At 59.7% G+C, this 23651-nt stretch carries 18 protein-coding genes; 4 read left to right on the top strand and 14 right to left on the bottom strand.

Translation table 11 applies throughout. From position 1 onward, the window contains the following. Positions 1-368 precede the first annotated feature (368 nt). The 5 genes from AC07Y2_RS13120 to AC07Y2_RS13100 all read right to left on the bottom strand — a co-directional run bounded on the left by AC07Y2_RS13120 (position 369) and on the right by AC07Y2_RS13100 (position 5483). Positions 369-1322 carry a D-2-hydroxyacid dehydrogenase family protein gene (locus tag AC07Y2_RS13120; RefSeq protein WP_103386150.1) on the bottom strand — a complete coding sequence of 318 codons (954 nt, stop codon included), beginning with the start codon at positions 1320-1322 and terminating at the stop codon, positions 369-371. A gap of 13 nt (positions 1323-1335) precedes the next feature. Further along, positions 1336-2361 (bottom strand): alpha/beta fold hydrolase, encoded by a 1026-nt coding sequence (locus tag AC07Y2_RS13115; RefSeq protein WP_103386149.1) that lies wholly within the window; start codon positions 2359-2361, stop codon positions 1336-1338. A gap of 85 nt (positions 2362-2446) precedes the next feature. Continuing rightward, positions 2447-2881, bottom strand: coding sequence for a YqaA family protein (locus AC07Y2_RS13110; protein ID WP_085667105.1), 435 nt, complete (start codon positions 2879-2881; stop codon positions 2447-2449). After that, positions 2881-3327, bottom strand: a complete 447-nt coding sequence (locus tag AC07Y2_RS13105; RefSeq protein ID WP_007957572.1) for a DUF411 domain-containing protein — start codon at positions 3325-3327, stop codon at positions 2881-2883. The genes AC07Y2_RS13110 and AC07Y2_RS13105 overlap by 1 nt, the downstream gene beginning before the upstream one ends. A 164-nt stretch (positions 3328-3491) precedes the next feature. Beyond that, positions 3492-5483 (bottom strand): methyl-accepting chemotaxis protein, encoded by a 1992-nt coding sequence (locus AC07Y2_RS13100; RefSeq protein WP_085667104.1) that lies wholly within the window; start codon positions 5481-5483, stop codon positions 3492-3494. A gap of 382 nt (positions 5484-5865) precedes the next feature. Here AC07Y2_RS13100 and AC07Y2_RS13095 point away from each other — a divergent pair, with 382 nt between their 5' ends. Further along, positions 5866-6399, top strand: a complete 534-nt coding sequence (locus AC07Y2_RS13095) for a hypothetical protein (RefSeq protein ID WP_039768142.1) — start codon at positions 5866-5868, stop codon at positions 6397-6399. A 40-nt stretch (positions 6400-6439) separates the two neighbouring features. Here AC07Y2_RS13095 and AC07Y2_RS13090 read toward each other — a convergent pair whose 3' ends face one another. The 6 genes from AC07Y2_RS13090 to AC07Y2_RS13065 form a co-directional block, all read right to left on the bottom strand. Then, positions 6440-7357 (bottom strand): GNAT family N-acetyltransferase, encoded by a 918-nt coding sequence (locus AC07Y2_RS13090; RefSeq protein ID WP_074690929.1) that lies wholly within the window; start codon positions 7355-7357, stop codon positions 6440-6442. Next, positions 7357-8646, bottom strand: coding sequence for a phenylacetate--CoA ligase family protein (locus AC07Y2_RS13085; RefSeq protein ID WP_103386148.1), 1290 nt, complete (start codon positions 8644-8646; stop codon positions 7357-7359). Before AC07Y2_RS13085 ends, AC07Y2_RS13090 begins: the two co-directional genes overlap by 1 nt. Continuing rightward, positions 8630-11080, bottom strand: a complete 2451-nt coding sequence (locus tag AC07Y2_RS13080) for an aldehyde dehydrogenase family protein (protein ID WP_103386147.1) — start codon at positions 11078-11080, stop codon at positions 8630-8632. The genes AC07Y2_RS13085 and AC07Y2_RS13080 overlap by 17 nt, the downstream gene beginning before the upstream one ends. Position 11081: 1 nt before the next feature. After that, complete coding sequence (locus tag AC07Y2_RS13075) at positions 11082-12212, bottom strand: LuxE/PaaK family acyltransferase (protein WP_103386146.1); 1131 nt, start codon at positions 12210-12212, stop codon at positions 11082-11084. Beyond that, positions 12212-13471: an MFS transporter gene (locus tag AC07Y2_RS13070; protein ID WP_052266544.1), complete on the bottom strand. Its 1260-nt coding sequence runs from the start codon at positions 13469-13471 to the stop codon at positions 12212-12214. The genes AC07Y2_RS13075 and AC07Y2_RS13070 overlap by 1 nt, the downstream gene beginning before the upstream one ends. 262 nt (positions 13472-13733) lie before the next feature. Continuing rightward, a complete protein-coding gene (locus tag AC07Y2_RS13065; RefSeq protein WP_178081266.1) occupies positions 13734-13874 on the bottom strand; it encodes a hypothetical protein in 141 nt (46 codons plus the stop codon). Positions 13875-14031: 157 nt separating this feature from the next. Here AC07Y2_RS13065 and AC07Y2_RS13060 point away from each other — a divergent pair, with 157 nt between their 5' ends. Then, on the top strand, positions 14032-14220 hold the full coding sequence (locus tag AC07Y2_RS13060; protein ID WP_039768149.1) for a hypothetical protein: 189 nt from the start codon (positions 14032-14034) through the stop codon (positions 14218-14220). 18 nt (positions 14221-14238) lie between these two features. Here the strand turns inward: AC07Y2_RS13060 and AC07Y2_RS13055 are convergent, their stop codons facing one another. Continuing rightward, positions 14239-14616: a fe2+ zn2+ uptake regulation protein gene (locus AC07Y2_RS13055; protein WP_074690934.1), complete on the bottom strand. Its 378-nt coding sequence runs from the start codon at positions 14614-14616 to the stop codon at positions 14239-14241. A 294-nt stretch (positions 14617-14910) separates the two neighbouring features. Here AC07Y2_RS13055 and pvdQ point away from each other — a divergent pair, with 294 nt between their 5' ends. Beyond that, on the top strand, positions 14911-17247 hold the full coding sequence (pvdQ, locus tag AC07Y2_RS13050; protein WP_103386145.1) for a bifunctional acylase PvdQ: 2337 nt from the start codon (positions 14911-14913) through the stop codon (positions 17245-17247). Between the two features lie 62 nt (positions 17248-17309). Here the strand turns inward: pvdQ and AC07Y2_RS13045 are convergent, their stop codons facing one another. Continuing rightward, positions 17310-18311, bottom strand: coding sequence for a FecR family protein (locus AC07Y2_RS13045; RefSeq protein ID WP_039768155.1), 1002 nt, complete (start codon positions 18309-18311; stop codon positions 17310-17312). Positions 18312-18465: 154 nt separating this feature from the next. On the opposite strand from AC07Y2_RS13045, the gene AC07Y2_RS13040 reads away from it, so the two are divergent. Beyond that, a complete protein-coding gene (locus AC07Y2_RS13040; protein ID WP_039768157.1) occupies positions 18466-18735 on the top strand; it encodes a PepSY domain-containing protein in 270 nt (89 codons plus the stop codon). 48 nt (positions 18736-18783) lie between these two features. Here the strand turns inward: AC07Y2_RS13040 and AC07Y2_RS13035 are convergent, their stop codons facing one another. Continuing rightward, on the bottom strand, positions 18784-23571 hold the full coding sequence (locus AC07Y2_RS13035) for a dermonecrotic toxin domain-containing protein (protein WP_103386144.1): 4788 nt from the start codon (positions 23569-23571) through the stop codon (positions 18784-18786). Positions 23572-23651: the final 80 nt, after the last annotated feature.

Genomic DNA, 23651 nt, shown 5'->3' with positions numbered 1-23651 from the left:
TCGCTTTGGCCCTGCCTATCAGATGACCCGCCGCGATCTGCAAAAGTTTCGACGAATTTTTGACTTTGTGACTGGCCGGTTTTACCCCGCGAAAACCAGTCTAGGCCAGATCCTAGAGCGGGCCAGGGCTAGCGGATGAATTGTTCGACAATCTGTTGCAGGCTCACGAAATCCGTGGCTTCGGGAGGGGAGGCGCCCCGACGAAGTGCATGTCTGGCGGGTTCGGTGACGCAAAATGGTGACCGGCCAGTCACGATTTCGGGCGCCGGGAAAGTGCGGGCGCACTGTTGCGGTGCGGACAGTTGTGTTGGCGGGCAGACAGTGGGTGCTGCTTCGCGGGCAGGGATTGCCCGCGAAGACGAGATGACTCAGTTGAGCAGGCGGATAGGTTCCCCGGCTGACCACCCTTGAATGTCTTCGATCATCTGCGAAAAGAACAACTCATAGTTCTGGCGGCTGACGTAGCCGACATGAGGCGTGGCCAGCACATTGTCGAGGGTGCGAAACGGGTGCAGTGCCGGCAGCGGTTCCTGATCGAACACGTCAAGGGCCGCACCGCCGATACGCTGTTTCTGCAAAGCCTTGATCAGCGCCGCTTCGTCGACAATCGGCCCGCGCGCCGTGTTGACCAGCAGGGCGGTCGGCTTCATCCAGTCCAGCGCCTGGGCATCGACCAGGCCCCGGCTGCGATCGCTGAGCACCAGGTGCACCGACAGCACGTCAGCCTGTTCGAACAATTGCTGCTTGCTGACATAGGTGACGCCAGCCTGTTCGGCGCGTTCGGCGGTGAGGTTTTCGCTCCAGGCGATGACGCGCATGCCGAACGCCTGACCGAACTGCGCCACCCGCTGGCCGATGCTGCCGAGCCCGAGGATGCCCAGGGTCTTGCCGTGCAGGTCGCCGCCCAGACCTTGCTGCCACTGGCCGGCGCGCAGGGCGTTGGCCTCGTTCAGCAGATTGCGGCTGGCGGCCATGATCAGCGCCCAGGTCAGTTCCGGCGCTGCGTGTTTGTAGCTGTCGGTGCCGCAGACCTTGATCCCGAGGCGGGCCGCGGCCGGCATATCCAGCGCCGCGTTACGCATGCCGCCGGTGACCAGCAGCTTCAGGTTCGGCAAGCGTTTGAGCAGGTCTTCGTCGAAGCGTGTGCGTTCGCGCATCACGCAGATCACTTCGAACCGGCCCAGACGTTCGGCCAGCGTGGCGTTGTCCGCCGGGTACTCATGGACGAAGGTGACTTCGCCGAGACTGTCGAGCACCGACCAGTCGACTACGCCCCGCGCGACGTCCTGCCAGTCATCGATCACCGCAATCTGCACCGCCATCAGCGTTACCTCTTCAACGAACGGGATTGGTTTTGTCCAGCCAGCCCAGCAGCGCCTCGTGGAACTTCGCCGGCTCTTCCATCTGCGGGGCGTGGCCCATGCCGGGGAATTCCACCAGCGTGGACTGAGGAATCAGTTTCGCCACCTGCTTGCCCAGCACCTCGTAGTGACCGATTTTCGCCTTCACTTCCGGCGGCGCAATGTCCTTGCCGATGGCCGTGGTGTCGGAAATGCCGATCAGCAGCAGGGTCGGCATCTTCAGGTCCTTGAACTCGTAGTACACCGGCTGGGTGAAGATCATGTCGTAGATCAGCGCCGAGTTCCATGCGACCTGAGTCTTGCCCGGACCGTTGCTCAGGCCGGCGAGCATGTCCACCCAGCGGTCGAATTCGGGTTTCCAGCGGCCGTCGTAATAGGTCGTGCGTTCATAGTCGCGAATGCCCTGGGCGGTGACTTTCAGTTCGCGCTGATACCACTGATCGACGCTGCGGTAAGGCACGCCAAGGGCTTTCCAGTCTTCCAGGCCGATCGGGTTGACCAATGCCAGTTGCTCGACCTGATCCGGGTATTGCAGCGCGAAACGGGTGGCGAGCATGCCGCCGGTGGAGTGGCCGAACAGGGTGGCCTTCTGGATGCCCAGCGCCTTGAGCAATTGCTGGGTGTTGGCCGCCAATTGCTGGAAGGTGTACTGGTAGTGATCGGGTTTGCTGGAGGTGCAGAAACCGATCTGATCCGGGGCAACCACCCGGTAGCCGGCTTCGCTCAGGGCCTTGATCGAACTGTCCCAGGTCGCGCCGCAGAAATTCTTGCCGTGCATCAGCACCACGGTGCGCCCATTGGCCTTGCCGTGGGCGGCGACGTCCATGTAACCCATCTGCAGCGACTTGCCCTGAGACTGAAAGGCAAAGTGCTTGAGGGTGTAGGGATACTCGAAACCCTGCAATTGCGGGCCGTATTGCGGGCCTTCGGCGTGAGCGAGCAGGGGCAGGGCGGCGGTCAGCAGCAGGCCGGGCAGCCAGCGGGTCAGCGATACGGACATAGGACAACTCCACAAGAAATCGGCCGATGCTGGAACGGCCGGATTAGGGCGACGTTAAACACAGGCAATCCCCGGGCCCGATCGTTCAACCGAGCCAGCCGAGGGTGAGCATCGCCAGCACCCCGTAGCGGGCGCCTTTGGCGAGGGTGACGATCAACAGAAATCGCCCGAGGGGTTCGCGCATGACGCCGGCGATCAGCGTCAGCGGATCGCCAATGACCGGGAGCCAACTGAGCAGCAACGACCAGTGACCGTAACGCTGATAGTGAACGCGGGCTCGCTCCATATGCCTGGGGCTGACCGGAAACCAGCGCCGGTCCTGAAAGCGTTCCAGCCCGCGCCCCAGCCACCAGTTCACCAGTGAACCGAGGACATTGCCCAGCGTCGCCACGGCCAGCAGCCCCCAAAGCCAGTAACGATCGCTGACCAGCAGCCCGACCAGCACGGCTTCCGATTGCAGCGGCAACAGCGTCGCCGCACCGAACGCCGCCAGGAACAGCCCGAGATAACCCGCCGTCATCAATGGGCCGGGTAATCCGCCACCACCACATCGGCGCCGTCTTTCTTCAGGCCGATCACTTGATAGGCATCGCTCATGCCGTCCATTTCCATGCCCGGCGAGCCCATCGGCATGCCCGGTGCGGCAACGCCCAGCAGGTCGTCACGCTTGCTCAGGGCCAGCACCTGTTCCGCCGGTACATGACCCTCGACGAATTTGCCGTTGATGATGGCGGTGTGACAGGACGCCAGACGTGGCGGTACGCCGTGTTGCTGCTTGAAGCTGCTCATGTCGCTTTCGACGTGGTCTTCGACCTTGAAGCCATTGGCTTCCAGATGGCTGATCCACTTTTTGCAGCAGCCACAGTTGGCGTCGCGGTGGACTTCGATCGGGATAAGGTCGGCGGCTTGCGCCAGGGAGGAGATGAACAGGGCGCTCAGGGCGGCCAGACGCAGATGGTTTCGCATGGAGGGCTCTCGGCTCAGAGGAGGAACGGTCAAAAAAGGAAGGCATTTTGACCGGTTTTTCCTGCCAGGCATCAACGGAGTGTTTCCAAGTGATACAAGGCAGGCCTGCCAACATGATCGTAGATCAAAGCTGACAGGCCACTGAGCGCAAGATGACAAAACGGTCAGCGAACCTTGAAGCGCCCCATGATCGCACTGACCCGGCTGTTGGCTTCCAGCAACTGGCGGGTGTTGAGTTCGCTGGCCTGACCGCTTTCCACCAGCTCATCAACCATGTGGCGGATCTGCACCATGCTGCGGTTGATCTCTTCGGTGACCGCGCTTTGCTGTTCGGCGGCGGTGGCGATCTGGGTGCTGAGGCTGTTGATGTGGCTGACGGAGCCGGCCATCTCGTCGAGGCCACTGTTGACTCGCGCCGTGGCATCGGCGGCCGACTGGCAGCTGGCCTGGGTGTTTTCCATGGCGCTGACCGACGAGCTCACGCCCTGGGTCAGACGGGTCAACATTTCGTTGATTTCGGAGGTGCTGGCCTGGGTGCGGGCGGCGAGGGCTCGTACTTCGTCCGCTACCACGGCAAAACCGCGACCCTGTTCACCGGCGCGGGCCGCTTCAATCGCAGCGTTGAGCGCCAGCAGGTTGGTCTGGCCGGCAATGGCGCCGATCACGCCGAGGATTTCAGTGATGCGCTGGGCGTCCTGCTGCATGCTTTCGACCTTGTGGGTGGCGCTGGCCACTTCGTCGATCAACGCCACCACGCTGCTTGACGCTTCGCCAACCACCACGCGCGAGCGATCGGCGTTTTCATTGGCGCGTTGGGTGAACGCGGCGGTTTCGGCAGCATTTTGCGCGACGCTTTCGGCGGTCGAACTCATTTCGTTGATCGCGGTAACCGTCTGATCGGTTTCCGAAGCGTGGCGCAGCAGAATCTGGCTGGTGTGCGCCGAGGTGCGTTGCAGGTTGTCGAGGCTCGAGGCCATGGCGCCGGTGGCCTGGGTGACTTCGCCGATCATGTTCTGCAGGTAGGCGATGAAGGTATTGACCGAGTGCCCGATGGCACCGAGTTCATCTTCAGCGCGGATGGTGATGCGCCGGGTCAGGTCGGCATCGCCGCTGGACAGCGAATCGATGTTGGCTTTCAGCGCTTTCATGCGCGAAACCAGTTGGCGAATCGCGTAGACCTGCAGCAGCACCAGCAGGATCACCAACGGTATCTGCAACAGGCTCAGGCTGCTGAGCACGTCATCACGCTGGGCGGTGAGCATTTTGGTCGGCAGCGCGGTGGCGAGAAACCATGGGGTGCCTTCGATCGGACGCATGAAGAACGTGCTGGCTTCACCGTTGTTGTCGAATTCGACGCGCTGCGCTTGCTCGCGGTTTTGCAGCCCGGCCTTGACCTGGCTGGCGAAGGTCGAGCCACCGGCCAGTTCGCTGATGTTCTTCAGCACGATCGGGCCACTGATGCGCGAGCTGTTGCTGATGATCTTGCCGTCGGCCTCGACGATCAGCATTTCGGCGTTGAGGTCTTTTTCCTTGCGCGCCACCAGATCGTTGAAGAAGCCCAATGTCACGTCGATGGTCGAGACGCCCCAGGCGCTGCCGTTTTTCTGGATGGCCATGGCGCAGTTGGTGCGCGGTTCGGCGCTGGCGTCATCTTTATAGGCAGCAGCCCACGCGCATTGGCCGCGCGGGGTCTGCATGCCGCCCTTGTACCAGCTCTGGTCGTAATAGTTGGGCGCCGCGTCGCTGTTCCAGAAGGTGTTTACCGCCAGTTTGCCGGAGGCATCACGGTGCCAGAACGTACTGAACTTGTTGCGTCCGGCCTCACGCTGGCCGGGCAACGGCCAGATGCCGCCGCCGAATACTTTGAGCTCGCCGTATTGATCCACCAGCCCCGGCAACACGGTGTCGATGGCTGCGCTGTCGAGCAGCGGGATGGTCTGGGTGATGCTGCGCTGTTGCGCCTGGACCTTGTTCAGTTCGCCCTGGATCTGCTCGGCCACTTCAGCAATGCGATTGAGCACCACCTGTTCTTCGGTATGGCGCAGCTTGGGCGCGACCAGCTGGCTGATGCCAACCACGGTCAGCACCGACAACAACAGAATGAACAGAACCAGAAACAGCGTGTAGCGAGCCTGAATGGTGCGGAATGCGGGCATGGAAACCGGTCCTTGAGCAGGGATTCTTATTGTGGGGAGGGGAAAAACAGCGCGGGTTTCCTAACGTATCGTCGCGACGTCGGGAAGCTTTAGGTACTTGCGTCCTAAAAGATGCAATCCCGACCGATGGAACGTATCCGGCCTGATACACGAGAACTGACTGTCCCGAACATTAGAGCGATAAACCCACTTTCATCACATTGTCATGAACGCTCTGGTCCCGTATTTCCGGGGCTGTTGTCGGTTTGTATCGTGAATGTACGAAAATTGTAAAAAAGTGCAGAAAGGAGTTGGTGCCATTAGTTTGCCGGCCGATACTCCGGGCAACTCAAAAGTCGTCCAACAAGGAATTTTTCATGTTTTCCTCGCAAGGAGCCTGCTCATGACTATCGGCTATACCGGTGCCTGGCAACCCAAGGCGGGTTTGCTGGTTCGAGACACAGGAAGCTCGAGCAAACCGGTTTCCCAAAGCGTGAAGGTCAAGCAGATGCTGGCTATGGTCGGCAACGATCCCAACGCAATCAGCATCGCCGAGATGGACAAGCAGGGGCTGCACAAGAACATCAAGGGTTTCGATCCCACCAATGTTTCGGCCAAACAATTGGGCAGCCTCAGTGCAATGCTGCGCAGCCGTGGCCTGATTTCCGAAGTCACGTCCATTACTCTGCTCAACGCCGGCGACAAGTTTGATCGCTTCGGCATTCAGAAGGATCCGGACGCCAAGTTCAATGCGCTGGAGTACTTCGCAACGCAACTGGATACCATCCAGAACAACAATCTCAAGGGCAACAAGTACGCCAATACGTTGATCCCCGAGTACAAGAAAGCCATTTATGTGCTGCAGAACCTGCAGACTTATGGTCAGGGTGGGGAGCGCAAGCCTCCTACCGACAAGGGTGTCAGCGCCAAGGCGTGATCACGCAGGCCCGCCCGGTTAACGGAGCGGGCCTCGTCGTTCATGGCACATTGAGTTCCCGACGCCGCATGTCTGCCTGCAGACGTTGCATCCGCGGACAGTGCAAGGTCAGCGTTCCTGGCTGGAACCCGCGATGAAACAGTGCCAGCCATCCCGAGCCTTTTTCATCGGGCGCCAGCCCGGTGAAGGTGAAGTCCATGGTCGACAACTGGCGCCAGGCACTGTCGAAACCCTGCGCGAGTCTGAGCCTGATCGAAATCAGCCAATGGTCCGGCAACTGCTGCAGTTGCTTGAGCAATCCGTCGTCAAGCGATTCCAATAAGCCGTCATAGCGCCCCCAGCGCTGATCCAGTTGTATGGGGTCGCCGACCCAGGGTGATGGGTTGTCCCGTGTCCCGAACTTGTCGACCATCTGCTGCATGAACTCGCGACAGCCATCCGGCCATGCGAGGCTTGGCAACGGTCGCTGGTATCCGTCGATCTGGAGATAGCCGAGCACCAACGACTCCGGCACCGGTTCGCCAAAGGGCGAAGGGGCATGATCGGGTAGCAGCCCGGTGTTGTGAAACCCCAGACGGGCGGCCATCCGTTGCGTGTAGGGATGATGGGTCATCTGCTTGATCGTCACGCCGTGGCATCCGAGCGCCTGGGCATGAATCAGCAATTGCCGGCTCAGTCGGGTGGCAACTTTCTGGCCACGACTCTGTGGATCCACCACGCTCAATGCGAGTTCGGCGATGCGCGACTCCTTGTCGCGAATCAATGCCGCGTGCCCCAGAATTTTCCCCTCCGACACCGCCACCAATGAATGCCAGCGACCGCCGACATGGTTCTGCGTGATCATGCGCGGCAGGTAAACATGGGGCTGAGCGTATTGGTTGGCGTAGACCTTTCTGAAAAGTTGGCTGACGGCACGGGCGTCGCTGTTACGGTAACTGCGCAGGATCAGGGTTTCCATCAACGGTCCTCCCGGTGCAGATTGTCGTATACCCGCAGATCGACTACACGCTGCTGTTTACCTGACCGTGGATGGCGTGACAGTGACTGAATCGTGCAGCGCCGGATCTGCAATTCGAGCAAATGCCCGGTGCTCAATTCTTCGATCAATGGATAGGCTTCGATCAACGCACGGTGCAGTAACCGGTCTGCCTGCTCACCCGTCGCAGACAGGGCATCCGGTACCCAGCTCAGGCGCAGAATATCCCTTGTGCCTTCCTGTTCGATCACCAGTTGCCAGTCTTCACTGCCGGTAATCCGCTGTACGGTTTGGCCGATGGCCTGAGGCAGGAGGGTCAGTACGCCGACACGAACCCGCTGACTGTCGGCACAGCGTCCCATCAACGCGAATTTGCGCCGGGGAACATTACCGGGCTCTCGCCAACAGGCACGATCGCCGACCGGATATCGAATCAAGGGCATCAAGCGACGGGTCATGTTGGTCACCACCAGTCGTCCCACCCGGTTGCACCCGTCAATCACCTCTCCGGTTTCTTCGTCGAGAATCTCCAGCACGCTATGGTTGTCAGCCGCATGATGTTCGCCCAACGCGCAGTCACGTTGACTGGCGCCGATGAAACCGGCGTCGACACTGGCATAGCCCAGAGACGCAATGCGCGCACCGGGAAAGACACGGCCCAATCGTCGCAGCTGTGCCGGGAACAGGCTTTCCCCGGCGTAGAGCAGGGTGGTCACGCCCTCGAGTACCCGCCCGTGCTGCTCAAGCCAGGCCGCAAAGGTCAGCAAATGGGCGGGCAGTCCGGCCAGCACATTGATTCGGTGCCGAACGACGGCATCGGCGAGGATGGCCGAGTCGACATGACCGGTGAACGGAAATTCGACGATATCCGTTTCCACATGCGCCAGCGCATCGTGGGTGAAGATGAAACTGGCGTAGAGGTCGCCAGCGAAAAACAGGTTGGCGATGCGGTCGCCCGCGTTCAACTGGCCGCTGAGACTGCGACCGAAATCCGTCACCAGTGTTTGCCATTCCTCACGCCGGAAAATCGAGAATTTGCCGGCGCTGGTGGTTCCCCCCGTCTTGAATACCAGTGCGTTTTCCAGAGAACCGGTCAGTGCAGGCCAGTGGTCGAGATCCTCGCTGCCCTCCCAGTAGGCAGCGGGATCGATCACCGGCAATTCAGCCAGCGAAGTGACGTGCTCGGGCACATCAGCGAAGTGGCCTGCGTAAAAGCTTGAATGGCGACGGGCAAACGCCACGAGCTCGTTCAACTCAATCCTTGTGTTCATGTTGCATTCCTTGCAAGTCAGTGGGCGGGACCACGCTGCGGTTGTCGATCACCTGCGGCGTCTTTCCGCTGTGTTTGTTTCGGGCGAACTGATCGATCGCACAGCGTTCTGCGTCCACCGTCAGCAGTCCCGTGCGGATGAGGGTCGCCAGCGTCGGGTAATCCAGCAGGCGGTCATGAACTTCGCGGGCGGGCAGCGAACTGCGAAACCGCATCCGCTCCAGCCCGTCGGGTGCGTGCTCCAGGACCAGCTGGAACTCGACCTGCAGATGCCGAGCCAGTGTTTCCAGACAGATGAAGTCCGTGCCGATGCGCAGCAGCCGGCCGTGACGTTGCAGCAGCTCGAAGCGTGGAGCCAGCAGCCCGCATGGACACCGGCCGGGTATCCAGCGGCCGCTGTCGCCAAGGTCGTATCGCTGAACGTCCTGGCCTTGTCGTTCTATCGAGGTGAACACCAGACGGCCGATTTCATCGCCATTCACCGGCTGATCGGCTTCAAATGCGACGATTTCCAGGTGTTGAATATCGCTCATCAGATGGAATACGCCATCAGACGTTGCCGGGCAGGCATGGCCGAGCGGCCCGGCGTCGACGCTGCCGTAAATGGCCGAACGGATAAGCCTGACACCGCAGCTGTGCATTAATGCACGGCTCTGTTCACCGGGATGTTCACCGCCGAGAAAGACCTTTTCGATGCCGCCGTAGGCACGCAATCGGGCTTGTTCGTTGATAAACAGACGGTGGAGGGTGCTAGGCATGCCGACCAGCGTGGTGACACGTTGATCGATGATCATCCGGGCGATTTCGCGGTAATCATCATCGGCGGGCGCGCCCATCGGCAGATGAGTGACACCCAGTAGCTCCAGCACTTTGGAAAAGCTGAAGAAGCCGCCATACAGCCCGCCACTGAAGAACAGGTTCATCACGCGGTCGTGGGCCGGGTCGAGGCCTGCGGCAAACAGCCCGTCGGCGGCGGCACGCATTTGCCGATCAAAATCGCGGTAACTGAAACCCGACAACACCGGAACGCCGCTGCTGCCCCCGGAGCGGAAGTACAGGCGGGCCGCCGGATTGATCGGGCGGGTGACAAACGTTTCCTTGTTCATGATCGGGCGACCTGCGATGCACGGCGGTGCCGGTAGCGGATCAAGCGTGGCACAGGTAGACAGCGTCGCAACTGGCAGGCTGACCGACACCCGTCGACTCAGGCGCTGCAAGGCATAGACGCCGTCGTGGGGTTCGCCTTCGTAACCTTCGTGAATCGATACCGCGGGGGCGATTCGCGTGACGCCCGCCGAGATCAACGTTTGCGTCAATTCTGCCGTCTCGTGTTCGGTGCAGATCAGGGCGCAGCTTTGCAGCGCGTTTCGCCAGGGCAACAGCGTACGGGTGATTTGCGCGCGGGGCAGCGGTTTGAGCAGCACAGTGCGAAACAGCGGCGAGGGACCGAGTTGGCGGTCATGCGTCCAGATCACCCGCCAGCCTGGTGCCTCCCAGACGTGACCGGTGGTGCCGACAAAGCTGTGAGCCAGTTGCGCCATCGCCTTCACTGTGGTGATTTGCGAAGCCTCCTGAATTGAAGGCGTCAGGGTCGGCCATTGGTGTGCCCGACGGTCGAACGCCTCTGCCAGAGCATCGCCGATACTGCGCAGATCAGCCTCGTCATCGCTGTCCACCAGCAGCCATTGCGGGCTGGAGCAGGCCTGTTGATCGAGACGACAGACTTCGTCTGCCAGCGCATCCAGCGCCTCTGGCGACGCGCTCTGAGGCGTCAGGTAAACAAAGCTGATCCGATGACCCCAGTCGATCCAGCGGCATCCTGCCGGGAGTTGTTGACGGATGGCTTGCAGGGCCGCTTCCCCGCCCCAGGCGGAGACGCCGTTGGCCCATTGGCACAGTTGGCCGATTTGCGCAGTCGTTGCCGGGATGACCGCGACGTGGCCGGCTATTTGACCGGTAGCGTCGCACTGCGCCAATGCATGCAGCAATCGGGCTGTCAGTCCTTCGTCACTGCTGCTGGGACGTAGCCAATTGACGTTGCCGGCCAGCAGGCTTTCGATCACGGCGCAGAACGCCAGCAGGGGCGCATTGCCTGGCGTGATGTGAACCACCAGGCCCAGCGGGCTCCAGCGTTCGAAGCGTGATTGGCGGTAGTCGATGCGGCGCAAGGTATCCGGTTGCTCACCCAGCTCGCGTGTCAGCTTGCGGTTCAACGCCTCAGGCTGGCAGAACTGGATCAGGGACTGCCGGTGGTCGGGATCGAGGTGCCGATTGAAATCCGGATCTTGCAGTCGTGTGGCGAAAGCGGCCACCGCATCGATGACTGTCGCACGCCGGAGTGCCGTACCCAGGCGCTGTGGCAGGTCCAGGTTCAGTTGATCCAGTGCATCGGCGAGCCGGCAGTCGGCATGCAGCTGTCCGTTGATCAGGTACATGTCAGTGCCTCCCCAGCAATTCGGAAGCGGCCATGGCGCAGCTTCTGCCGGCCGTGGTCGCGGCGCGGCCGTGCAATTCGAACCAGTCTGCAGACAGACCACAGCCACAATTGGCGCCCGGATGCAGGGTGGCGAGATCGCTCATGACTACCGCATGGGCCGGACTCGATGAAATGTAAGGCGAAACGAAACTCAGCAAGCCCTGACGGCCATACGGCAGAACCGTGAAATCGGATGGATTGCGCACGAAGACCTTCGAATAGACGGGAACATGGAAATGATGATGAGCACATTCAAGGTAAGGCACCGGATGCTCGACCGCGCCGTAACCGTCGCGGCAGCGGGTGACTTGGAGCCCCAGTTGTCGGTGCATGCGCTCGTACAGTTGTTGACGGGGAATTTCCTGCGCGGCATGGGTTTTCCAGCCACCCCCGAAGAGCGCCAACGAGTCCGGTGCCAGTTGCAGTTCGCGAACGCCGGTGGCTCGCATGCGTTCAAGGGTCTGCCAGAGAAAGGCGGGAAAGCCGAGAATCCGCACCGGCAGTCCTTCTTCGGCGAATGATTGCAGCGCTGCAATAACGCCGAAACTGTCGAACTCATGGCCGCTGCCGGTATGGCGCAGGGCGTAGGTCACCCGGTTGACGGGCGCGAACCGGCACAGGAACTGGTCGGTAAAGGAGGTTCCCAGGCTGATCGTGCCCTCGGGCTCGTAGCTCAAGAGCAAGTAGTTGCACGGGGTTTGCGGGTTGTTCCAGCCATAATGGTGAAAGATGCGTTCGACCATGTACTGGGCGGCGCTCAGGCTGCGTTCGTCGTAACGCATGCGGCTTTTCTGCCCGCTGGTGCCTGAGGAGGTCAGCTCCAGCGCGTGGGTACCGGTGGGGCTGAGCAATGGGTGCTGCTTGAAAAAGCTGGCGAAAATCGGCGGTAGATGCGACCAGTCGTCGAGTCTGTCCAGATCGTCCACGGTCAGCCCGTTGGCTTTCAGCCAGTGCTCGTAGCCCGGGGTGTGCTGGCTGTGGAAACGGCTGATCTCGGTCATGGCCTGGTCGAACAGCCCGTCTGGCACGGAATCCGGGCAATAGGGTTGCGTCAACGCGCAGAGCGCGTCGCTGTTGGGGAAATGGAACATCAGACGTCCTTATCGTTATGTTGAACGGTCGGCCTTGGCGCAGCAGGCAGAAACCGATTGAGCAAGGGCAGGGACAGCAGGCCGCCGAGTGCGGCCCACAGCGCGAAGAATTCGAGGCGATGGCCGCCGCCGACAGCGGCAATCAACGATCCACCGGCACCCATCACGGCAATCGAAATCATGCCGATCGCGGCCGAAACCAGACCTTTGCTGTCATCGCTGCAAAACAGCGCCAACCGATACAGAGCCGCGTTGCTCATGCCCAGGCCTACGGCGTACAGCGCGAGGCCGGCAATCAGCGCGATCAGAGGGAGGCTGGTCATGGCGACTGCCACCAGGGTCAGCAGCCCCAGGCAGTACGGCCACAGTGCCAGGCGAATCAATTGCGGCAATTCACGTGTGGGCAGCAACCGGTCGAGAATCAGATTGCCGAGAATGACGGCTGAAAAGACCGGTATCTGCCACAGGGCATATTCCCGCGTTGTCAGCCCCAGTGACTGGATCAGCAACAGCGGTGCAAGACCGATCCAGGCGATCAGCGGCAGGCTCATCAGGCCAAGTGCAACGCAGGTCCCGAGAAAGTTTTTGTTGCACGCCAACGCAAGGTATCGAACACCGATCTGGCGAAGGGAAAAGGCCATGGGCGCTTGCTGAGTACCATCACGACGGACCACGCCGATGGTTTCGGGCATGCAGACGTACAGTCCGGTCCATGCAAGTACCGCAACCGTGGCCAGGCCGATAAACAGTTCGCGCCAGCTGAGCCATTCCAGCAACAGGCTGCCCAGCAGGGGACCGATCAGCGGCGAAAGCAGCGCCACATTGCCGAGCAGCGCCATCAGGCGTACGGCATCAGCTTCGCAGAATACTTCTGAAAGCGCGGGATAGCTGACAGCCACCACAAAGCCCAGTCCCATGCCTTGCAGCAGCCGTAACGCGTTGAACGTTTCAATGCCGGGCGCGAGCACTGTCGCTGCGCACATTGCGCTGAACAGTGCGCAACCTGCCAGCAACAACCGGCGTCGACCGAACCGGTCGGACAGAGGCCCGATCAGCCACTGCAGGCATGCACCGCCGATCAGGTAAAGATTGAACGCGTTGGGGATATGACGGGCATCGGCTTCAAGATCCCGAGTGACGGTCAGCATCGCCGGCATGACCATGTCGCTGGCCATGTAGGTCAGCCATTCGAACAGCATGATGGCGAGACAGAACCCGAGCGCTTGCCGGGGCGAGAGATTGATGAGAGTCCTTTGCATACGCTTCCACGAGATTCGAGAGAGAGCGCAAAGGGTAGAGGCGGGGTCAGACTGTTCCTACATGAATGCTGTGACGCTCTATGACGGGGGGTTGCGTGATGTTGCACAAGTCGGGATGCCTACTCGCAAGGGCGAATTGCCTGACAAGATAATGAATAGATTCTTAAGAAAAATGCCCACATTCCTGTGGGCATTTCGGCTGACACTAAATCAGTTGTTGCATTTGAGTGAAGGGACGCTGGCATCCTTCCCGCGAGTTGAATCAACGATGGTAATAGTAGCCCGGACCTTGCGGCGCATAGTGGCGATGATCGCCATGCCAGCCGCCGTGGGGAAAGATGATGCAGCCGCTCAGGGTAAGCAGTGCAAGGACAGGAATCAGCCAGGTGATTCGACGCAGCATTTCAAGGATCCTCATGGTTAATGCCGTTTGAAGCCAAAGCTCTTCATCGGCTGTAACATGAGACCCCGTTTACAGCGGCGCATCCCCGTCAAACGGTATGCGCATGGCATCAACCCCGATACAAACCCGATACATTCCAACGGTTCAGGAACCTGTAATGACCCAGAAGCAACGCTTGAAATATTCGATTCTGATCGCCCTCGCCGTACTGCTGATCATGCTCGGCCTGTCCTGGCTGCAAAACGCCGGCAAGCTCAGCGAGCAAACATTTCAGTACATCGCCATCGGTGTGGCGGTGGTGGTTGTGGTAATCAACGGCGTGATGCGCCGCAAGGTCAAGCCCTGACAGCGTCTGCCGCGTGCTTCAATCGTGGTTGAGCACGGCGGCAGCCTGGGGATGGAGGCTGTAGCTCTTGTCGTCGTTGAACGTGATCACGCCTTCGGCGCACAGGCGCTTGAGCACTTCACGTACGCTGAGAAAGGACAAGGGAATGTCCAGATCCAGCAACTGGCTGTGAACACCACGCACACCAAGACGACGGTCGTCCTCGGCGGCGACCAGCAGGGTGTCGATGACTTTGAGGCGAATCAGGCTGGTGCGCAGGCCGAAGCTTTTAAGCAGCATACGGATGCGTTCATTGCCGTGACGCTCGACCCGTTGCCCGAATACGTCGGCGTGTGAACCCATGTGCGCTCCTTGTGGGGTCTGGCTACCTTCCGATGGTAGGGGTGGGTTGTACATGCGATTACTCCTTTCAGAGCCTGATCAGGAAAGGTTTTTCGTGCTCTCTCTAAACAAGACGTTTCAGCTCGACAAATCATGAAGCGGAAAATGTAGAAAATTTGTCGTGGTTTTGTCTTTTCCCCGTGATTGCGGCACGAAACGGGTGTGTGACCGACTAAATTTTTTTCCCGCGGCTTCGTTTTCTGGACAGACTCATTGCGCGTGACGCGTGGGTGATTTCAGAGCGAGCCGGGCCCGACGTGTTCACGGTGGCGGGCGGTTCGCTCTACAGCATTTCGATCAGGAGCGAGCGTGACTATTTCCAGGCATTTCACCGGACTGACCCTTGCCGGCCTCTTTCTCGGGCTGAGTCTGCCGGCACAGGCGTTCAGTCCTTCCGGCCAGACCGGCGCGGATATCCGTCGCACCGGTTTTGGCGTACCGCACATCCGTGCGGAAAACGAACGCGGTCTCGGGTTCGGTATCGGTTACGCCTATGCGCAGGACAATCTGTGCCTGCTGGCCAACGAGATCGTCACGGTCAACGGCGAGCGTTCGCGCTACTTCGGGCCGGAACAATTGACGGTCGAAGAGCGCGAGAACCGTGTCAGCGACGTCTTTTTCCAATGGCTCAATACGCCGCAGGCAGTCAGTGCCTTCTGGCAAGCGCAGCCGGTCGAAGTGCGTGATCTGGTGGAAGGTTACGCCGCCGGTTACAACCGATATCTGGCCGAGCGCCGTCAGCAGGGTCTGCCGCAACAGTGCCAGGGTGAATGGGTGCGCGATATCGCCGCCGAAGATCTGGTGAAGCTGACCCGTCGTCTGTTGGTCGAGGGCGGTGTCGGCCAGTTCGCCGAAGCCCTGGCGGGTGCTACTCCGCCGCAGGCCACTGCGAAGATTGAAAACGATGCGCGGGCCTATCAACTGGCGGACACGCGCCTGCAACGCTTCGCACTGGACCGTGGCAGCAACGCGGTGGCGGTGGGCAGCGAGCGTTCGTTCAATGGCCGCGGCATGCTGCTGGCCAACCCGCATTTCCCGTGGGTCGGTGGCATGCGCTTCTATCAGATGCACCTGACCATTCCGGGCAAACTGGATGTGATGGGCGCAGCGCTGCCGGGTCTGCCAATGATCAATATCGGTTTCAACCAGCATCTGGCCTGGACCCACACTGTCGACTCGTCCAAGCACTTCACCCTGTATCGCCTGCAACTCGATCCGAAGGATCCGACCCGTTACCTGCTCGACGGCCAGTCCTTGCCGATGAGCAAGCAGACGGTCACCGTGCAGGTCAAACAGGCGGACGGCCAGGTGGTGCCGGTTTCTCGTGACGTCTACAGCTCACAGTTCGGCCCGATCGTGCAGTGGCCCGGCAAGCTCGACTGGGACAACCAGTACGCCTATAGCCTGCGCGATGCGAACCTCGACAATGATCGGGTGCTGAAACAGTGGTACGCCATGAACCGCGCCGGCAATCTCAAGGATCTGCAGGATTCGGTGCACACCATCCAGGGCATCCCGTGGGTCAACACCCTGGCCGTGGACGACAAGGGCCAGACGCTGTACATGAACCTGTCGGTGGTGCCGAACGTCAGTGCCGACAAACTGGCCAGGTGCAGCGACCCGCGCGCCGGTCTGAAAATGATCGTGCTCGACGGTTCCAACAGCGCCTGCACCTGGGACATCGACCCGCAAGCCGCGCAGAAGGGCATTTACGCTTCCAGCCAATTGCCGCAGCTGTTGCGCAAGGACTTCGTTCAGCATTCCAACGATTCGGCCTGGCTGGCCAACCCGGCACAACCGCTGACCGGTTTTTCGCCGTTGATCAGTCAGGATGGGCAACCACTGGGCCTGCGTGCGCGCTTCGCGCTGGATCGACTGGCGACCCTGAGTAAAAAAGGCCCGGTGTCGGTGCAGGATCTGCAACACATGGTGATGGACGATCAGGTGTTTCTGGCGACTCAGGTCGTACCGGATCTGTTGAAATTCTGCGCTTCGCAGTCTGAAGCGGCGCTGAAATCGGTGTGCAGCAGCCTGAAAGCGTGGGACGGCCGGGCGAATCTGGAGTCGGGCGTCGGGCTGGTGCATTTCCAGAGCATCATGCAAGCGATGCAGGAGTCGCCGCAGGCCTGGCGCGTGGCGTTCGATCCGAAGGATGCGCAGCGCACCCCGCGTGGATTGGCCGTTGAAAAGCCCGAAGTGGCCAAAGCATTGCGCGAGGCGATGCTGGCGTCGGCCGAAACTGCCGCCAAAATGGGCCTGACCGAGAAAACCCGTTGGGGCGATGTGCAGGTGGTCAGCAGTGGTGGCCAGCAAACGCCGATTCACGGTGGTCCCGGCACGCTGGGCATCTACAACGCCATCCAGAGCGTGCCTCGTGAAGACGGCAAGCTGGAAGTGGTCAGCGGGACCAGTTATCTGCAAGTCGTAACGTTCGACGATAAAGGTCCGCATGCCCAGGGCTTGCTGGCGTTTTCGCTGTCCAGCGATCCGGCGTCGAAGTATTCCCGGGATCAGACCGAGGCTTTTTCGAAGAAGCAGTGGAGCGTGTTGCCTTTCACCGAACAGCAGATCAAGGCCGATCCGCAGTATCAGGTGCAGACCGTGCGCGATGATCTGGAAAAGGCGGGGAAAGTCGCAGCGCAGTAATCAGCGGTTTAATCCGTCGACAGTCGCAAAGGCAGAAGGCCGCTCCCTCACGGGAACGGCCTTCAGTTTTTTGGCGGTTGCTGGGGGATCGGGTTGATCACCGGGTTGCCGTCCTTGTTGCGGGTCAGGAACACCGGTAACACTTTCGGCAAAGAACTGGCGAAGCTGTTCAGCTCCTTGATGTTGTAAATGCCGCCGACGCGGATCGAACCGGTGGCGTTGTCGGCCAGCATCAAGGGTTTGTCCAGATACCGGTTGATTTGCGGTAACGCTTCGTTCAGCGACAGGTTGTCGAGCACCAGTTTGCCGCTGCGCCAGGCCAGCGAGTTGTCATTGGCATAGGTCTGGCTGATTTGCGGGATGTCGTCGCCGTGTCTGTAGCGTGCCTGCATCGAGGGGCCCAGACGCAAGCCGTCACCGCCCAGACGGGAATTGCCGGTGACCAGCACAGAGCCCTCGATCAGGTTGACTTTCACCTGATCCTCATACATCCAGACGTTGAAACGGGTGCCTGTCACGCGAATCCTGCCTTCGGCGGCCCTGACGATGAACGGGTGGTTCAGGTCGTGGCTGACTTCGAAAAACGCCTCGCCTTTTTTCAGGGTGACGTGACGCTCGTCCTTGTAATTGCTGAAGGTCAGCTCGGTGTTGAGGTTCAGCTCGACCTGGCTGCCGTCCTCCAGGGTGACATGGCGGACATTGTCGGTGGCCGCGAAATGCTGATAGCTGTCAGGCAGCCAGCCGAGGTTCCATCCGGTCCAGGCCGCCAGCGGCAAAGCCAGTGCACAGACAGAAGCCGCCACGGCGTACTGGCGCCACGATCTGACCGGTTGGCGAATCGGCAAGACCGGTGCAGTTTCCGGACGCGGCAGGTGCTCGGCGACGTCCCATATCTCCAGCATCGCCTCATACTCGAACGCGTGAAGCGGGTGTGCATTGCGCCATTGCTCGAACGCCTGGCGCTCTTCGTTGGTGCAATCGACGGCGTGCAGGCGCATGCACCAATGCGCGGCGGCATCGGTGATCGCATCGTAATCGGCTTCCGAGAGGGTGTTCTGGGTCATTGACTCATCCTGATTTCCCGCATTCTAACCTTGAGGGGAAGGTGCCGAGAACAAGCGTCATGTCATTTACCCATCAAACGTGGAACTTTTTAACGCCAGGATCCCCCAAAAACCAGGACATCCCGTTAACACTATCCACAAATGGAGTGAAAAAATGATCAAAAGAACCTTGGCTGCTTTCGTCGCTACCGCCAGTCTCCTGAGTGCCGGCGCGGCGCTGGCCGACCGCCCGGGCGCAGGATGGATCACCATCGAAAAGGCCATCGAAACCGTAAAAACCAAGGCCGGATATGTCGAGGTCTACGAAATCGAGGCCGACAACGACGGCTATTGGAAAGGGGAAGGGCGCAAGGCTGATGGCGCGGTGTACGAATTCCGTATCGATGGCGCATCGGGCAACGTCCTGCGCGATCAGAAGGACTGATCCCGAACGCAGTTGCGCAGGTGTTGAACCTGCGCATTTTTACAGATTCTACGGGGCCGGCACGGGATCCAGCTGACGCCCGACTTCACAAATCAGGCGGGCTATCGAATCGGCGTTACGCAGGATGACAGCGATACGGGCGTCCGGAGACTGCTGGTCGAGAAATGCATCACGCGCCTGCCGAAGATTCTGCGTACCGGTCAACCGCAGGATTTCCGTGTGGATCAGTTCCATGCCGGGCACTTTGTCGACATCGACCCAAGTCTTTAGAACGGTGTTCCATTGCGCGAACAATTGGGAGCGGGGCGTGCTGAGCGACAAGGCTGAACGCTGCTCGGAGTCAAGTTCGTTGTACAGCTTCTTACCCTCGGTCGTCATCGTTGATATCAACTCTATGAACGGTTCCCGCGCCCTGAGGGTAGCGATATCCAGCGCCTTGCTGAATTGATGGGAAAACTCGTGTATCAACGTCGACGCCTGCGCATGGCCATCCACATCGAACTGCTCAAGCATGAAGAGTTTGTAATGATCCAGTTGCTGTTGGAAAAAATGCTCGGTGAAATGCACGCGTTTTTCTGTATCGCCTTCCAGTACAAATGCGATGACGTCATGCAGCAATTTGTTCGAGCCGACAACGAACCGGTCGGTATTGAGTAACTCATCGGCTGGGTCCACCAGCGCATTGCAGATGGGCACAATCGCCTCGCTGATCCTTGTGAGAATTGCGGGTGTGATCTTTGGCACATTGAAGAAGTCCTTCAGGAAGCTGTTCACCCGTGAATGGATGGCGCCGTTGGCGAGCGGGACCAGGTTATGCAGGCAATAGAAGGCGTAGCGTCGGGCCAGGTCGATTGCATTCACCAGCGCCCGGGCTTTCAGAGGAAACCTGACTCGGATTTCATCCATTCCCTGCGCCTCGATATTCAGCATGATGCGGCGCAGGTTCGCGAGGCTATTGCGTTCGATCATTCTGCCGAACGCCTGGCCGTAGTGGACGATCTGGTCATCAGCGATTCGCACCATGCGAGGGCCGGTCTTCTGGAACAGCGGCCCCTTGGCCCCAGCGTTTGCCAAACGCCAGGCGTTACCGTTTTTGACGACCTGATAAACCTTGCCATCAACCGCAGCAAAATCGCGGTTGCGCGATACCTGCAGGTAAGTGCCCTGGTTCGGGCTGAGCTTCAGATCCTTGAGTGCGATGTCTGTCACCTCGAACGATTGCAACGATGTGCGTCCGGGCGAAGTCAGATCGATGTCGGCCAGGCCTGATACGACGGTTTCTTTTACCTGTCCTGCTACCGTTGTGGTTTCGCCCGATATTTGCGGAAGCAGACCCACTTGCACCATTTGTGCTGCGCCCTGGACAAATGATTTGAGTGCCCGTTTCCAACGGTGATTCTGCAGGGCCTCGGCGGAATCCTTGAACGCGTCATAGGCTTTCCAGAGAATGGGAATGAAGCCAAGTTTGCCCGGCAATACACCGCTGAGCCGTCTGATCTGCTGGCTGAACAGGGTCTTCGCCGTCTCCCAATCGAACGCCGAGTCCGTTTTTTTCTGGGCGTTCAAATGCTGTTCCAGAAGCATGAGGTTGTCGTTGTAGAAGTGTTCCAGCAGATTCCCTTCAATTGCCTTGATGGCGAGCTTCATCTCGCTGGTTTGACCCATGGAAGACGCCAGCAGGTTGCGAAATATCGCGCGCTCGCTGTCAGGCAGTCGCCGCAGCAGCAGGTTTTGTAGCAGCCCCGGCATGTTGAGGGCTGCAATCAGTTTTTTTTCGTCTTCGAACTCCTGGAAGATCTGCTCGGCATACGGCGCATAGAGCACCAGGGGACCCTTGTGCCCGCCGCCTGGAGTAAAAACGTATATCCCCTGCACGGATACGGCGGTGGCTCCGGCAGTCTTGATCAGCGCCAGCGGGCAAGCGATGGCATGTGCGTCTTGCACCGCTGCTCGGGCAAGGGCATCGGGCATGTCCAGTACCTGCTGAATCAGACCAAAGGCACTGTCTGACAGATGTTGCTGCAGTTTTGCTGCGTGGGCGTGTTGCAGCAGCTGCCAAGGCAACTGACGGAAAAAACGTTGCTTGCGTTTATGGCTTCCGGGGTCGCTCGCCGACAACGCGCTGACCACTTTGCGGGCATAAGTGGTGGGTATCTCCAGTGACAGCAGCATTTGCGTCACGGCGCTTTGGTCCAGTGTGGTGGGCAAGGTGGTGGCGTTTTTCGAGGTGATACTGAAACGGGTGCCTTGGGCGACGTTGATGTGATTCAGGGCAAATTCGACCAGTGATCGCGCGGGGCCGGCCAATGCCAGGCTGGGGGTGATTTCAATTTCATGCGGGTCCAGACGAGTGTCCGGAAATCGGCTGTCGAGCATCGATTTCAGTGTCTGCTCGACATAACCAACCAGTGAGGGTATGCCGGACAGGTAATCCTCGTCGTCAGTGACGCTTCGATACCACTGTTCCAGTATCTCCACATGCCGTTTTTGCTCCTGGACCGGGGCCATCCCCAGCCAGGCGGGAAGTGTCTGCTGAGTGGCAATCGCCCGGGCGTGCGCGCTGGCCAAGGACAGATTGTCGGCCAGGCAAACATCACGCAGTTTTTCCAGCGCCTTGTCACGGCGTTTGGTGTCCTTGACCCGTTCACGCACTTGTTGGCAGCGATCCAGATAGTGGCCGATGGTGGACTGCATGCACTCCTGCAACACATTGCCATGGATATATTGAAATGGGCCAAGGCTGTACCGTTGATGAGGCAGGTATTGCGAAGGCACGATGTTTTCCAGCAGTAAGAGGCGTTGGTCGCCGTCGTTCAGGCGCCGTTTCAATACCTGCCGGGCAATGGCTACGGTATCGAAAACTTCCAGCCCGAGGGCGGGCGTCCACAACACGGCGCGGCCCGAGTGCTGTTCATCGAGCCCGCCCCGCTCGGTGATGAAGACGCAATGGGCCAGGGGCACCGGCGTCGGATGGGCGGAACACTCGAGCGTCAACGTGTAGGCATCCGGGCGGAAGCCATTGAGGGCGGAGCGCTGTGCACGACTCGGCTGATCGGCATTGATGACATTGCTGACTATGGCCTGCATCGAGGCATTCAGGGACCCATTGAGCAATCTGAGTCGGGCCTCGCCGTTGACCCCCAGAAACCATGCCTGTGCCAGATCCGGTTTCAGGCGCTCGAGCCAGTAGCGCTGGATCGCCAGATTCGCCATCGGTTGAGCCCTCAGTTGCTTGAGGATGGGCGCAGCCACCGAATCGAATGTCTTGATCGCTGCAAGCGCCTTGTCCGCCAGCACCATGGAAGGTTGCTGGTTGCCGGAGATCACCGGGTGCGTGCTCCACCGTCCCCCTGTATCGATTTTCTGCAACTGGTCATGGATCATCGAGCGGATGTCCAGGCTCTTGTCGAACAGCGCATGCAGGTTCACGGCCCCGTCGCTGTGGCGAAAGACTTGCAGCGCATATTCGATGTTCTGCCGTTGTTTGGTGATGATTGACTCGAACAGAATTCTGAAAATGTCACCGACAAGCCGCTCGCCGGACACCTGCGGTTGTCCGAAGCCGAGAAAACGATTGCGTTCTTCCAGGCTCAGCAGTCCATAGAGTTCGTCTTCGTGGCCCTTGGCGAGGAATTTTGCCTTCAGCGTATCCTTGAGGTCCCTGTAATCCTTGAGCAATTGCAACCCTTGAGCGGGCGTGTAGAGGAAGGCATGAGGCCCACTGATCATCAGTGAGCCCGCCAGTTCTACAAAATTGGCTTCGCGCTCCCAGAGACGTACGTTTTCCACGACTGGAAAGTGAACGGCCTGAGTGACCGGTCGAATCAATTGCTGCAGCGTGTTGAATTGACCGGCATCGATGACACCGCTTTCGCGCCTGGACATCCATTCGTTATGTGCCTGATCTCCCAGCGCCTGGCCAAAGAGGGTACGTCGCGACATTCCGAGAGCGGATGGCGCATCCCAATAACGCTCCAGGTGCCGGAACAACAGCGCAGGCAGTTTGTTTGCGGCCTGTTTCACAGCGTTTTCCCACTGTGCCTGATCACCGGTCGCCGGGGTCCTGCCCGGATTGGAAAAGCGCGGTGGTTGCGCGGTTGGCCAGTTCTGGTGGCGGTAATAGGTCAGTACCGCATCACTCAGACTCATGAAGTCGAACCAATGACCGTCGCTCATGCGTTGTCTTTCGTCACGGTCTCCAGCGGTTCGATCGAAGCTGACCTGGGTGCGGCTTTGCGACAGTGACCCGAAATGAGGCTTGAGCAGCTCATCCAGCACCGCATCCAGAAGCTGTCTGAGTGTCGGAAGTTTTTTCAGCTCTTCGCACATCATTTCGGCGTTCAGCAGCAGGCACTGTTGAAAGTCCGCCGATTGCTCGGCGAAGGCATCGCCTTTGAGGTTGGTGAACGTTATTGAAATACGCTTCGCATCCTGCAACCGCTGGCGCAGTGGCAGGGCCAGAAATGGCAGCAGTCTGTCTTGCTCATCGACGTCGTTGAGCCGTTGTTCGAGCCGCTCTTTCAAATCGGTACGGTTGGGGAACTTCTGGATGCCCGCCTGTGGGGTATAGAGGATCAGCCCCTTGTCGTCCGGCGTTTCACCGATGACAAACGCGCCAGCCAACGGCAACGGCTGCACTTCGGCAGCGTGAAGCAGAAGACGCTCTATCACCATCGGCGGGTCTTGCTGGCGGCGCAGGGCGTCGGACGCCAGCCTGGCATGGGCGAGCCATCGGAAATCCTTTTCACTCAAGCCATGGGCCTTGCCCAGTTTGGGCCACAGACCCGGTGAGTCAAAGGTTTCGGGGAATAACAACGGTGGAGTGGGGGCTGACATCTCGAGTCTCGATAAGGGCGTTTGCACGCGTGGATTGATCGAAACCCGAGGCTAAAAAAATCGTGTCTGGTGCCGGTGGT

It is taken from the genome of Pseudomonas sp. GW456-12-1-14-TSB6 (assembly GCF_059424205.1).
The sequence above is the reverse complement of the archived record's forward strand: the minus strand, read 5'-3'. Positions and strand labels throughout refer to the sequence as shown.

What these genes read in the sequence shown, in the direction of transcription:
- AC07Y2_RS13105 (WP_007957572.1), bottom strand. Translation starts at nt 3,327, where the DNA reads ATGCGAAACCATCTGCGTCTGGCCGCCCTGAGCGCCCTGTTCATCTCC.
- AC07Y2_RS13085 (WP_103386148.1), bottom strand. Translation starts at nt 8,646, where the DNA reads ATGAACACAAGGATTGAGTTGAACGAGCTCGTGGCGTTTGCCCGTCGC.
- AC07Y2_RS13100 (WP_085667104.1), bottom strand. Translation starts at nt 5,483, where the DNA reads ATGCCCGCATTCCGCACCATTCAGGCTCGCTACACGCTGTTTCTGGTT.
- AC07Y2_RS13035 (WP_103386144.1), bottom strand. Translation starts at nt 23,571, where the DNA reads ATGTCAGCCCCCACTCCACCGTTGTTATTCCCCGAAACCTTTGACTCA.
- AC07Y2_RS13055 (WP_074690934.1), bottom strand. Translation starts at nt 14,616, where the DNA reads ATGTACAACCCACCCCTACCATCGGAAGGTAGCCAGACCCCACAAGGA.
- AC07Y2_RS13040 (WP_039768157.1), top strand. Translation starts at nt 18,466, where the DNA reads ATGATCAAAAGAACCTTGGCTGCTTTCGTCGCTACCGCCAGTCTCCTG.
- AC07Y2_RS13120 (WP_103386150.1), bottom strand. Translation starts at nt 1,322, where the DNA reads ATGGCGGTGCAGATTGCGGTGATCGATGACTGGCAGGACGTCGCGCGG.
- AC07Y2_RS13110 (WP_085667105.1), bottom strand. Translation starts at nt 2,881, where the DNA reads ATGACGGCGGGTTATCTCGGGCTGTTCCTGGCGGCGTTCGGTGCGGCG.
- AC07Y2_RS13065 (WP_178081266.1), bottom strand. Translation starts at nt 13,874, where the DNA reads ATGCTGCGTCGAATCACCTGGCTGATTCCTGTCCTTGCACTGCTTACC.
- AC07Y2_RS13090 (WP_074690929.1), bottom strand. Translation starts at nt 7,357, where the DNA reads ATGGAAACCCTGATCCTGCGCAGTTACCGTAACAGCGACGCCCGTGCC.
- AC07Y2_RS13080 (WP_103386147.1), bottom strand. Translation starts at nt 11,080, where the DNA reads ATGTACCTGATCAACGGACAGCTGCATGCCGACTGCCGGCTCGCCGAT.
- AC07Y2_RS13075 (WP_103386146.1), bottom strand. Translation starts at nt 12,212, where the DNA reads ATGTTCCATTTCCCCAACAGCGACGCGCTCTGCGCGTTGACGCAACCC.
- AC07Y2_RS13115 (WP_103386149.1), bottom strand. Translation starts at nt 2,361, where the DNA reads ATGTCCGTATCGCTGACCCGCTGGCTGCCCGGCCTGCTGCTGACCGCC.
- AC07Y2_RS13095 (WP_039768142.1), top strand. Translation starts at nt 5,866, where the DNA reads ATGACTATCGGCTATACCGGTGCCTGGCAACCCAAGGCGGGTTTGCTG.
- AC07Y2_RS13070 (WP_052266544.1), bottom strand. Translation starts at nt 13,471, where the DNA reads ATGCAAAGGACTCTCATCAATCTCTCGCCCCGGCAAGCGCTCGGGTTC.
- AC07Y2_RS13060 (WP_039768149.1), top strand. Translation starts at nt 14,032, where the DNA reads ATGACCCAGAAGCAACGCTTGAAATATTCGATTCTGATCGCCCTCGCC.
- AC07Y2_RS13045 (WP_039768155.1), bottom strand. Translation starts at nt 18,311, where the DNA reads ATGACCCAGAACACCCTCTCGGAAGCCGATTACGATGCGATCACCGAT.